The organism is Actinoplanes sp. NPDC049802 (assembly GCF_040656595.1).
GTDB lineage: Bacteria > Actinomycetota > Actinomycetes > Mycobacteriales > Micromonosporaceae > Actinoplanes.
Window position 1 is genome coordinate 1 of the sequence record NZ_JBFAMR010000138.1, and the last position, 11259, is coordinate 11259.

Annotated in this window: 8 protein-coding genes and 1 pseudogene; 5 read left to right on the forward strand and 4 right to left on the reverse strand. The window is 73.8% G+C overall.

Translation table 11 applies throughout. The features are described from left to right. Window positions 1-119 precede the first annotated feature (119 nt). Window positions 120-902: pseudogene (locus tag AB0I88_RS40225) on the forward strand (NAD(P)-dependent oxidoreductase); the annotation flags it as partial. On the opposite strand, the gene AB0I88_RS40230 reads toward AB0I88_RS40225, so the two are convergent. Further along, the gene (locus tag AB0I88_RS40230) at window positions 821-1792 is read right to left on the reverse strand and encodes an EamA family transporter (RefSeq protein WP_361037387.1); all 972 of its coding nucleotides are present in this window, start codon (window positions 1790-1792) and stop codon (window positions 821-823) included. The pseudogene AB0I88_RS40225 and the gene AB0I88_RS40230 sit on opposite strands and share 82 nt — an antisense overlap. Before the next feature lie 72 nt (window positions 1793-1864). Between AB0I88_RS40230 and AB0I88_RS40235 the strand changes: the two genes are divergently transcribed. Continuing rightward, window positions 1865-2755 carry a LysR family transcriptional regulator gene (locus AB0I88_RS40235; protein ID WP_361037389.1) on the forward strand — a complete coding sequence of 297 codons (891 nt, stop codon included), beginning with the start codon at window positions 1865-1867 and terminating at the stop codon, window positions 2753-2755. A 107-nt stretch (window positions 2756-2862) separates the two neighbouring features. Here the strand turns inward: AB0I88_RS40235 and AB0I88_RS40240 are convergent, their stop codons facing one another. Together AB0I88_RS40240 and AB0I88_RS40245 are read right to left on the reverse strand one after the other, a co-directional pair. Beyond that, window positions 2863-4020, reverse strand: a complete 1158-nt coding sequence (locus AB0I88_RS40240) for an acyl-CoA dehydrogenase family protein (RefSeq protein WP_361037391.1) — start codon at window positions 4018-4020, stop codon at window positions 2863-2865. A gap of 457 nt (window positions 4021-4477) precedes the next feature. Beyond that, window positions 4478-5356: a LysR substrate-binding domain-containing protein gene (locus AB0I88_RS40245; RefSeq protein WP_361037393.1), complete on the reverse strand. Its 879-nt coding sequence runs from the start codon at window positions 5354-5356 to the stop codon at window positions 4478-4480. Window positions 5357-5428: 72 nt separating this feature from the next. On the opposite strand from AB0I88_RS40245, the gene AB0I88_RS40250 reads away from it, so the two are divergent. Continuing rightward, a complete protein-coding gene (locus tag AB0I88_RS40250; RefSeq protein WP_361037395.1) occupies window positions 5429-6247 on the forward strand; it encodes a dihydrodipicolinate synthase family protein in 819 nt (272 codons plus the stop codon). Continuing rightward, the gene (locus AB0I88_RS40255; protein ID WP_361037397.1) at window positions 6222-7850 is read left to right on the forward strand and encodes a WD40 repeat domain-containing protein; all 1629 of its coding nucleotides are present in this window, start codon (window positions 6222-6224) and stop codon (window positions 7848-7850) included. The genes AB0I88_RS40250 and AB0I88_RS40255 overlap by 26 nt, the downstream gene beginning before the upstream one ends. Here AB0I88_RS40255 and AB0I88_RS40260 read toward each other — a convergent pair. After that, entirely contained in the window at window positions 7832-8743 is a 912-nt protein-coding gene (locus AB0I88_RS40260; RefSeq protein ID WP_361037399.1) for a LysR family transcriptional regulator, read from the reverse strand. The genes AB0I88_RS40255 and AB0I88_RS40260 overlap by 19 nt on opposite strands. Window positions 8744-8792: 49 nt before the next feature. Here AB0I88_RS40260 and AB0I88_RS40265 point away from each other — a divergent pair, with 49 nt between their 5' ends. After that, window positions 8793-9797: a DMT family transporter gene (locus AB0I88_RS40265; protein WP_361037401.1), complete on the forward strand. Its 1005-nt coding sequence runs from the start codon at window positions 8793-8795 to the stop codon at window positions 9795-9797. Window positions 9798-11259 lie beyond the last annotated feature (1462 nt).

Below are 11259 nucleotides of genomic sequence, written 5' to 3' on the forward strand. Positions count from 1 at the left end.
GGGCGCGAATCGCGCCCGAACCCCACACGCCGGATTTCCCGGCCGACACCGTCAAGGCCGGGCCACGGGTGGCGGATTGGCGGCTTCCCGGCGGTCGCCCGGTCCGTAACGTCGGGCTGATGAGAGTGGGATTCGTCGGGCTCGGCGTGATGGGACAACCGATGGCGCTCAACCTGGCAAGGGCCGGGACCGAGCTGACCGTCTGGAACCGGTCGCCGGAGCGGTCCGTGCCGTTGCGGGCCGCCGGCGCGGTCGTCGCGGACCGGCCGGAGGAGGTCTTCGCCGCGGCTCCGACAGTGATCATGATGCTGGCCGACGACGTCGTCACCGACACCGTGCTGCGGCGCGGCAGTGACGCGTTCGCCGCCCTGGTCAAGGACCGCACGCTGGTGAACATGGGCACCGCGGATCCGGGTTGGGCCGCCGGTCTCGCCGCCGACGTGCGGGCCGCCGGCGGCGCGTACGTCGAGGCTCCGGTCTCCGGCTCGCGCGGCCCCGCCGAGAGCGGCGACCTGGTGGTGATGATCGCCGGAGGCGATCCGGAGATCGAGGAACTGCTCCGGCCGCTGTGCCGGGAGATCGTGCGCTGCGGCGACGTGCCGGGCGCTCTGCTGATGAAACTGGCCGTCAACACCTATCTGATCAGCATGGTGACCGGGCTGGCCGAGGCGTTCCACTTCGCCGGGCGGCACGGCCTCGACCCGGAGACCCTGCTGGCCGTCCTGGACGCCGGCCCGATGGCCAGCACGGTGTCGCGGGTCAAGGCCCGCAAGCTCGCCGACGCCGATTTCCGGGTGCAGGCGTCGATCCGGGACGTGCACTACAACAACCGGCTCGTCGTCGGCGCGGCCCGCCGGGCCGGCTTCGCGTCACCGCTGCTGGAGGTCTGCGCCGAGCTGTACGCGGAGGCGGAGCGGTCCGGGCACGGCGGCGAGGACATGGCGGCCGTGGTGCGCGCCCTCGAGGCGCGTTCCACCCGCTGACCCCAGTAGACACCGGCGAGGACCAGCACGATCCCGGCCACCGCGGTCGCGCCCAGGTGCTCGCCGCCGACGCCCACCCCGATGAGGACGGCCCAGACGGGCTCGGTGCCCAGCAGCAGGCTCGCCCGGGCCGCCGAGGTGCGCCGGATCGCCCACAACTGCACCAGGAACGCGAACACGCTGCACCCCAGTGCCAGATAGAGCACGCCCAGCCACTCCCCGGCCCCGAACCCGGCCGCGGTGGGCACCAGCGCCGGCCCGGCCGCCACGCCGAAGACCACCGCGCCGACGACGGTCTGCACCGTGGTCAGGGTGACCGTGTCGTACGCCGGCCTGGCCAGCCGCCCGGAGAGCGTGACGTGGGCGGCCCGGACCACGGCGGCGGCCAGGATGAGGGCGTCGCCGGCCGACGGCGGGCGCAGCCCGGGACCGGCCACCAGCAGCGCCACCCCGGCTGTCGCCGTCGCGGCGGCCCACAGGAACCGGCCCGGCAGCCCGCCCTGCATCAGCGCGGTGAGCAGGATCGTCAGGCTGATCAGCACCCCGGCGTTGGTGGCGCTGGTGAGCGAGACACCGTAGGTCTCCAGCACCAGCACCGACGCCTGCGTGCAGCCGAGAAGCAGTCCCACGCCGAGTTCCCGCCGCCCGGGGCGCCGCGTGACGGCGAGCGGCAGCATGGCCGCCATCGACACGAGATACCGCAGCGCCAGGACGACGAGCACACCCCCGGCCACGGTCAGCGTCTTGGCCGCCAGGTAGCTGCTGCCCCAGATGACGGCCACGGCGAGCAGTAGAAGGTCTCCGGTCACATCGGGAAGCCTGCGGCCCGCCGATCCGGTAGACAAGACGCCATCTGCTGAATCGACGATGTAGTGGGACTGATGGATCCGCATCACCTGAGACTGTTACGCGAGCTGGGGGAGCGGGGCAGCGTCGCCGCGGTGGCCCGCGCGCTGCACATCACCCCGTCCGCGGTGTCCCAGCAGCTGAACACCCTGCAACGGTCGGCGCGGGTGCCGCTGACCGAGCGCAGCGGCCGCCGGCTGGTGCTCACCGACGCCGGCCGGGCCCTGGCGGCGGCCGCCGTGGACGTGATGACCGCGCTGGACCGGGCGGCCCGGGCGGTCGGCGATCACCTGGACGACCCGGCCGCCCCGGTGACCGTGGCCGCGTTCCACAGCGCCGGGCTGACCTGGTTCGCCCCGCTCATCACCCGGCTCGCCGAGGCCGGCGGGCCACCGGTGCGGTGCTGCGACGAGGACGTGGCGCACGCCGGCTTCCCGGCACTCGTCGGTGACTACGACCTGGTGCTGGCGCATCGGCTGGCGCACAGCCCGCCGTGGCCGGCCGGCCGGCTCACGGTGGTGCCGCTGATCCACGAGCCGCTGTACGTCGCCATGTCGGCCGACCATCCGCTCGCCGGGCTGGAGCGGCTGACCGCGGCCGACGTCAGCACGTACCCGTGGATCAGCGTGCACACCGGCTTCCCGCTCGAAGGCGTGCTCACCGCGATCGCCGCGGCGGCGGGCCGGCCGCTCGACATCACCCACCGGATCAACGAGTTCACCGTGGCCGGTTCGGTGGTCGCCGCCGGAGCGGCGCTGGCGCTTCTGCCCGGGCGCACCACGATTCCGGACCCGCGGCTGGTGCTGCGGCCGCTCGCGGACCTGCCGGCCGGCCGCTACATCGACGTGCTGACCCGGCCGGAGACCCTGCACCGGGCGGCGGTGCGCCTCGTTCTGGACACGCTGCGGGAGATCGCGGCCGGATAGCCGGTGTCCCGTTCCGGCTGGTCGTCTCGTTCCGGCTGGTCGTCGCGTTCCGGCTGGTCGTCTCGCTCCGGCTGGTCGTCTCGCTCCGGAGCGGGGCGACCGCCGGATCAGTAGGACAGGCCGCCCGGATCACCGACCAGAGCGGCGCCGTGGCCGCTCAGCCAGCCCTCCGCCGCGGCGGCATGCTGGCTGAACGTGTGCATGTCGCGGAAACGCCGCTGAATCGGCGAGGAATCCCGGGCCACCTGACCGCCGCCGGAGCGGTAGCAGGCGTCCACCACGGACAGCGTGGCGTCGGTCACCCAGGTCAGCGTGGCCGAGACCCGCGGGCCGATCGCCGCCGGGCCGGCCGGATCCTCGCGGCACAGCGCCCACACCTCGTCGGCGGTCGACTCCAGCAGCGCGCGGGCGGCCCGCAACGTCAGGTCGGCCCGGCCCAGCCCGGCCCGGAACAGTGGGCTGTCGGCCAGCCGCGCCCGGGCGTACAGCCGCTGTTTCCCGGCGGTCGCCAACTCGACCGTCGCGTCCAGCGCGCCCTGCGCGATGCCGACCGCGACCGCGCCCAGGTGCAGGATGAAATGAGTCAACGGTGAGACGAAACCCGGCCCGGGGATCGAGGACACCCCGGCGAACAGGTCGAACGTGTGCTCGCCCGGCACCCGGACCCCGCGGATCTCGACGTCGTGCGAGCCGGTGCCGCGCAGCCCCAGCACATGCCACGTGTCGACGACCCGCGCCTGGGAGGCCGGCACCAGCATCGAGCGCATCAGCGGCGTCTCCGGGACCGGCCCCGGCTGCGGGCGGCCGTCGGCGCCCGTCACCACACAGTTGCCGAAGATCCAGTCGGCGTGGGTGCTGCCGCTGCCGAACGCCCACCGCCCGTCCACCTGGAAACCGTCACCGGCCGCGACGGCCGTGCCCTGCGGATTGAAACCACCCGCCACGATCACGTCGGGACCGGCCGCGTACATCTTGTCGAACGTCTCCCGGCCGAGGAACGCGAACAACTGCGGCGTCTCCGAGCCGATCATCACGGTCCAGCCGACCGCCGGGTCCGCGGTGGCCAGCGCCTCCAGAACCGCCATCCCGGTACGCAGATCGATCTCGTGCCCTCCGTGCGACCGGGGCACGAACATCCGGAAGAAGCCGGCCGACCTCAGCTCGTCCACCAGGTCCGGCGGCAGCCGTCGTACCGCCTCCAACTGCTCCGCCCGGGCTCGCAGCGACGGTGCCAGAGAGCGCGCACGGTCAACGAGTTCCTGCATCTCATTCCCCCCACGAGGTGTCGACGGCGACCGGTCCCCCCGAAGTGGACGGTGTCCCGGGTTGCCGGGAACCACTGTCGCGGTCACTCGGGAGAGAACGGTAGGGACCTGTCGGGAAGCTGTCGTCCGCCGTGATGCGGACCCGGCGTCACCCGCCGGGTGGACCATGGGCTGCGGCCCGGGGGCGTCCTCTTCCGGCCGTAGCACGCCGGGGACGAACCCGGCCCGGTTCCCACGCGGTGCCGCGGTGCCGGGTGACAGCGATTTCAGCCCGCCGATCGACAGTCGCCGCATGCCGACCACAAGATCAGACGGCCTTCGGCGTACGCCCGGGTGGTTGTCTGGGAACCGCGAAGCGCAAGCCGGCGACGGCCGGATGGACCACCCCGCCTGGGTGGTTGTCTGGGAACCGCGAAGCGCAAGCCGGCGACGGCCGGATGGACCACCCCGCCCGGCCTCATCGCTCGCCGGCGGCGGCCTCGAGAGCGGCGATCACGGCGGCGACGGCCGGGTGGGTGGCGGCACCGCGGCGGAAGGCGACCCGGGTGCGCCGCCGAATGGCCAGCGCGGTGAGCCGCACGTCCTCGGGCGGTGTGACAGCGGCGAGTTCGGGCACCAGGGAGACGCCCTGCCCGGCGGCGACCAGGGCGAGTACGGTGGCGAAGTCGTCGGCGTGGTGCCGGGCGCGTGGAGTGAACCCGGCCGCCCGGCACACCCGCAGGGTGACCTCGTGACACAACGTGCCCGGGGTCGCCAGAATCCACGGCACGTCGGCGGTACCGGCCAGGGCGCCGGCCGCGGTGCCCGCCGGTTCGGCCAGGTGGACGGTCTCCTCCAGCAGCGGCACGGAGTCGAGGGCCGGGCCCGCCGCGGCGGGCGCGATGTCGTAGTCGTTGAGCAGACCGACGTCCAGGGTGCGTTCCCGCAGGGCGGCCGGCACCGCGACCGGGTCGATTTCGGTGACGGTCAGTTCCAGGGCGGGATGCTCGCGGCCGAGGTCGACCAGGACGTGCGGCAGCAGGGTTCGCATCGCGCTGGGGAACGCGCCGATGCGTACCGGTCCGGCGGGCCCGGTCCGGACGGCAGCGATCGCCGCGCCGGCTTCCTCCAGCGCCACCAGGATCGTCTCGGCGTGCCGGACCAGGACCTGCCCGGCCGCGGTGAACGCCACCCGGCGGCCGGTGCGTTCCAGCAGTGGCACCCCGGCCTCGCGTTCGAGGGCGGCCAGTTGCTGGGAGACCGCCGACGGCGTGTACGCGCGGGCCTCGGCGACCGCGGCGATCGTGCCGAGCCGGTGCAGGTCGCTGAGCAGCCGGAGACGGCGTACATCGAGCATCAGTGCAGCTTACGTTTTGCGGTAGGAACGTGAACTGGACCTTACGGTGGAGCCGGCCGGATGCTGGGGCGCATGCTGACCGGGATTCACGTACCTCTCATCACTCCCTTCGACGATGCCGGCGCCGTCGCGCTCGGCGTGCTGGAACGCCTCGCGCACGAGGTTCTCGACGGCGGCGCGGCCGGTCTGGTCGCGCTCGGTACGACCGGCGAGCCGGGCTCGCTGGACGCCGCCGAGCGGCGCGCGGTCGTGGACACCATCGCCGCGGTGACCCGGCAGCGCGGCGCGACTCTGCTGGTCGGAGCCGAGATGACAGCACCGGGTGCGATCGCCCTGAGCCTGGTGCCACCGTTCGTCCGGCCAGGGGAGGAGGGTGTGGTCGCCCACTTCGAGGCCGGAGACGGGCCACGGGTGATCTACCACGTGCCGTACCGGACCGGGCAGGAGCTGTCCGCCGCCACCATCCGGCGGCTCGCCGCGATCCCGGGGGTGCTCGGCATGAAGTACGCGACCGGCGCCGTCGACGCCACCACCGTGGCGCTGCTCGCCGATCCACCGCCCGGGTTCGCCCTGCTCGGCGGGGACGACGTGCTGATCTCGCCGATGCTGGCGCTGGGCGCGCACGGCGGGATCCTGGCGTCCGCACATGTGGAGACGTCCTCGTTCGTGGAGCTGTTCAGGGCATGGCAGGACGGGGACGTCAAGACGGCCCGCGCCCTCGGCGACCGGCTGGCCGGGGTGTCGGCCGCGTTGTTCGCCGAACCCAACCCGACCGTGATCAAGGCGGTGCTGCACGCCCAGGGCCGGATTCCCTCCGCGGCGGTTCGGCTGCCGCTGCTGCCCGCCGGACCCCTACCATCGGCTGATGCGTATCGCCTGGTCAACCGATAGCGGCCCGGACCCGGCGCTGATCCGGTCGTTTCCGGCGGAGCAGCCGTCCGCGGTCGCCGTCGCGGGCGACCTGCTGGTCACGCTGACCGAGCACCACGAGGACTTCGACTGTCCCGCGCCCAACCTGCACGACCAGCGGTGCCCGTCGGCGGGCCTGCGCGTCTGGGACCGGGCCTCCGGGCGTCTGCTGCGTACCGCCGACGTCGACCCGGGTGCCGGCACGGGCAATCCGATGCTGGTCACGGCCGTGGTCGGTGGCCGTACGGTGGCGGTGGCCGGTCGTTGGCTGAAGCCGCCGGTGATGCTGGATCTCGCCACCGGCGAGCCGATCGGCGTGCTGCCCGGCCACGAGGACGCCACCGAGGTGCAGGCCTTCGCCCTGGCCGGGCCGGACGTGGTGACCGTCGGCTGGGACGGCATCGTGCGCGTCGCCGGCCGGGCGGCCACCTTCGGCACGGGGGAGCGGGCGGGCGCTCTCGCGATCGTCGGGCCGGCCGGGCGCCCGGTGGCCGCGGTCGGGGGCAGGGAGGCGGTGACCCTGTGGGATCTGGCCGACGGCACGCCGCTCGGCCGCCTGGAGACCGACGCACACACCCTCGCCGCCTGGCCGGGATCGGCGCTGCTCGCCGTGCAGGACCAGGACGGCGGCATCGTCCTCTGGGACACCGCGACCGGCGCGCACCACCGTCCCGCGACACCGCCGGCCCGCCGGTTCGGCCGGCTCGGCGCCGTGACCACGCCCACCGGGCGCCGCCTGCTCACTCTCGACGGCGGCAGCGCGGTGCATCTCTGGGACGTGGACGCCGGACGGGAGTTCGGGGCGCCGCTGCACGGTCCGGTACGGGCCGCCCACGTGACAGCGGACGGCCCCGGATCGTTGATCGCCGTGTCCCCGGAGGACGACGCGGTCTCCCTGTGGCGGCTCGGCGAGAACCGGGCCCCCGAGCAGACCCGCAGCCCCGGTGACATCCGCCGGATCCAGGTGACCGCGGACGGCTGGATCGTCGGCGACGGCGGCCCGGTCCGCTGGCGGCTCTCCGACGGCGCCCGGCAGGCCGGCGACGGCGGCTTCCCACCGGATCGGCGGCCGGTGACGTTCCACGGCTCGCTCGGCGGGGTCCGGCTGGCCGGCGGTCGTACGATCGAGCACCCCTACCCGCCGCGCGGCGCCGTCGCGGGCGTCCTCGGTGACCGTCCCGCAGTGGCCGTGAACTGGATGTTCGGCCCGTTCACCGTCTACGACCAGGACACCCTCACCGAGATCCCGGCCGAGGCGGCCGTGGAGATCGGGGAGTCGCCGCAGGCGTGGGCCGGCGACGCCGTGATCACGGTGCTCGACTGCCGGGTCCGGGCGCACGATCTGCGTACCGGTGTGGCCACCCTGCTTCAGCCCGGCGAGATCGAGCCGGTCACCGCGCTGGCCGCCCGCGGCACGGACGTCGCGGTCGCCCGCGCCGACGGGACCGTGTCGATCGTGGACGTGCCCACCGCACGGGAGCGGGCCCGGATCGGCCTGCCCTTCGCCGCCACCGCCCTGGCCTGGGCGCCGACCGGTGAGCTGGTCGTGGCCGTTCAGCGGGACGTCTACTGTGTCGCGGCCTGAGCCGTCACCACGTCGAGGAAGGCGGCGAGCGCCGGCGACAGCGGTCCCTCCCGGGTGACCGCGAACAGCCGCCGCCCCAGATCGGCCTCCGCCACCCGCCGGACCGCGAGCGCCGGCTCCGGCGGCGGCAGGGTCAGCACCGGCAGCAGCCCGACCGTACCGGCGACCCGGATCAGCTCCAGCTGCACGTCCGCGTCGTTGGAGTGGTGCCGCAGGTCCGGCTCGTAACCACCCAGCGACCGGCAGGTGCCGACGACCATGGCATGGTGCCCGGTGCCCTCGTGCGACGACACCCACGCCGCGTCGCGCAGGGCGGCCAGCGGCACCGGCGCCCCGGATCCGGCCAGCGGATGGGAGGCCGGCAGCACCAGCCGTACCGCTTCGGACAGCAGCGCCGAGAACCGCATGCCCGGCGGCCGGGGCCGTGGATGACCGTCGTACTCGTCGCTGATCACCAGGTCGACCGTGCCGAGGCGCAGCCCCGGCAGTGCCGCCTCCAACTCGAGTTCGGCGATCTCCACCCGAACCCGGGGATGCTCCGCCAGGAGCCGCGCCACCGCGGGGACGAGCAGTTTCCGGGCGGCCGACTGCAGGCCGCCGGCACGGACCGTGCCGCGCACCTCGCCGCCGAGCGCCGCCAGGTCGGCGGTGGCCGCCTCGGCCGCCGCGAGCAGGACCCCCGCGTGCCGGGCGAGGAGCCGCCCGGCGTCGGTGAGCCGCACGCCGCGGCCCGCCTTCTCCAGCAACCGCGCTCCGACCTCCCGTTCCAGGACGGCGAGCTGCTGAGACACGGCGGACGGACTGTAACCGAGGGCGGTGGCGACCGCGCCGAGCGTGCCGCGTTCGGCGAACTCGCGCAGGAACCGCAGACGCCGCAGATCAAGCACCACCATGCACGAACTCTAATCAATCAGGTCCACAAACCGTCACTGGACCTTCACGATGAGACGGTCGATGCTCGACGGCATGGGACCACTGCTCTGCCTGCTCTCGGCCACCTGCTTCGGCGCGATGGCGATCTTCGGCAAGTTCGCGTACCAGGCCGGGGTCTCGCCGTCCGCGCTGCTGCTGGTGCGTTTCGGCCTGGCCGCGATGTTCCTGGCCGGACTCGCGTCACTGCGGCCGGGCCCCCGGCCACGCGGCAGGGTCCTGCTCGTCGCGCTCGGCCTCGGCGCCGTCGGGTACGCCACACAGGCGACCCTCTTCTTCGAAGCGCTCCAGTTGATGGACGCCTCGCTGCTGTCGCTGATCCTCTACACGTACCCGATCCTGGTCACCGTCGGGTCGGTCCTGCTCGGCCGGGACCGGCTCACCCCGGGCCGCACACTGGCGCTGCTCACCGCCTCCTGCGGAACCCTGCTCGTCCTGCTGGGCGCCGGCGGCGTCGCGTTCCACCCGCTGGGGGCGCTGCTCGCGTTCGGGTCGGCGCTGACCTACACCGTCTACATCCTGGTGTCCGACCGAGTGGTGCACACCGTGCCCGCGCTGCCGCTGTCCGCCTTGGTGATGACCGGCGCGGCGGCCGCTCTGACCGGAAAGGCCCTGGCCACCGGCGGCGTGGACGTGGCCTTCGCCCCGGCGGGCTGGTTCTGGCTGGCGTGCATCGTGGTGGTCTCCACGATCCTGGCCATGCTGACGTTCTTCGCCGGCCTGCGCCGCACCGGCCCGTCCACCGCCGCGATCCTGTCCACCTTCGAGCCGGTCGTCACGACGGCCCTGGCCGCGCTCACCCTCGGCGAGCTGCTCACCGCCCCGCAACTGCTCGGCGGCCTGCTGGTCCTCGCCTCGGCCGCCGCGCTGCAGCTACGTCCCGGCCCGGCGCCGGAGGCGGCCGAGCTGCCGCTACGTCCTGGCGGGGCGCCGGAGGCGGCCGAGCTGCAGCTAGGTCCTGGCGGGGCGCCGGAGAACGCCGAGCCGCCGGAGCGGGGCCGCCGGAGCGTCCAGTGACGCGTCGCCGGTGCGGAGCCGGTCGCCCATCACGGAGCAGGACGAACACGCGCGCCTGATCGTCAGCGGTCACCTCGGCCCGCGCCGGCGCGGACCCGTTCGCCGACGAGACGATGGCGCTGCCGATCCCGCCGTCCCGCCGGTTCCGCACGGCCCGGCGCAATGTCCGGGCCATAGCGCGCCCGCCGGGTAGCCGCTAGCTAGCCTCCTAGGATGGTGTACGCGCGGTGCCGGCCGTTACGAGCAGCCCGCTCACTGGCCGAGGCGGCACCCACGGCCAGCCGGAGGGATCCGGCTGGCTTCGAGGGCTGATCCGGGTGGCCAAATCGCACGCCCGCCTGCACGCCCGCCAGGCGGGCGTGCAGGCGCGCACAGCGCACCAACGGTGCGCCCTGCCGTCCTGCCGCCCGGCGTCCTGGCGTCCTGCCGCCCGGCGTCCTGGCGTCCTGCCGCCCGGCGTCCTGGCGTCCTGCCGTCCTGGCGCCCTGCCGTCCTGCCGCCCCGGCGCCCTGTCGCCCCGGCGCCCGGCGTCCTGCCGTCCTGCCGTCCTGCCGTCCTGCCGTCCTGCCGTCCTGCCGTCCTGCCGTCCTGGCGTCCTGCCGTCCTGCCGTCCTGCCGTCCTGGCGTCCTGCCGCCTTGTCGCCCTGGCGTCCTGGCGTCCTGCCGCCTTGTCGCCCTGCCGCCTTGTCGTCCTGCCGCCTTGTCGCCCTGCCGCCTTGTCGTCCTGCCGCCTTGTCGCCCTGCCGCCTCGGCGCCCCGGCGTGCAGAGCGATGTGTGTCCGGAGAACGCGACACCCGTGCTGGGTGTGATGACACCCGTTGCGGGTGTCACGTCTGCGGAACACAGATGGCCGAGATCCGTGTCCCGTCTCCCCGAACGGAGGATCGTCTCTACGTCCGCTGCCAGCCGGTGACCGTGGCGGTGGTTGCGTGTGGCGGCCGGCCGGTGCCGCACGGTGGGCGACAGCGACAGAGACAGCGGCGATCGCGAGGAGCCACCGCGGCCGGCCGGGTCACTTCACCGGTCTTGCCCAGCGACGAGCACACCGGTCAAACAATGCCGTCCACCCGCGCAACCACCGCAACGGACCGATCTTCACCGGACTTGGACCGCCGACCGCCGACCGCCGGTCATCGAATCCCTGATCCAAGTCCGGTCTCCGCTACCCCGCACCCGCGTCGTGAGCCTGACAAAGCGGGGCCGGACCGGATACGCCCTGGTAGCGAGCCTTGATTGATAAGCCAGCAGAGTTAGGGCTGTCTCCGCGGGCGTGAGGCAGCACCTGCGGCCGGCCGGAGTGGATCACTGCTTCGTTCGGGGCAGGGTTGTCGGTGAGCGCGGCTCCGTTCGGCCGGCGGCTCAGGAACTAGAGCGCATCTGACGGATCATGGTCGGCTCCGGTCCGGTTTCGCTCGGAGCCAGATCATGATCGAGGCGACGGTAACCGTTGCCTCGTAACGG

Coding starts and splice junctions, on each gene's coding strand:
- AB0I88_RS40235 (WP_361037389.1), top strand. CDS start 1,865: ATGGATCCGCATCACCTGAGACTGTTACGCGAGCTGGGGGAGCGGGGC.
- AB0I88_RS40240 (WP_361037391.1), bottom strand. CDS start 4,020: ATGCAGGAACTCGTTGACCGTGCGCGCTCTCTGGCACCGTCGCTGCGA.
- AB0I88_RS40245 (WP_361037393.1), bottom strand. CDS start 5,356: ATGCTCGATGTACGCCGTCTCCGGCTGCTCAGCGACCTGCACCGGCTC.
- AB0I88_RS40250 (WP_361037395.1), top strand. CDS start 5,429: ATGCTGACCGGGATTCACGTACCTCTCATCACTCCCTTCGACGATGCC.
- AB0I88_RS40255 (WP_361037397.1), top strand. CDS start 6,222: ATGCGTATCGCCTGGTCAACCGATAGCGGCCCGGACCCGGCGCTGATC.
- AB0I88_RS40260 (WP_361037399.1), bottom strand. CDS start 8,743: ATGGTGGTGCTTGATCTGCGGCGTCTGCGGTTCCTGCGCGAGTTCGCC.
- AB0I88_RS40265 (WP_361037401.1), top strand. CDS start 8,793: ATGAGACGGTCGATGCTCGACGGCATGGGACCACTGCTCTGCCTGCTC.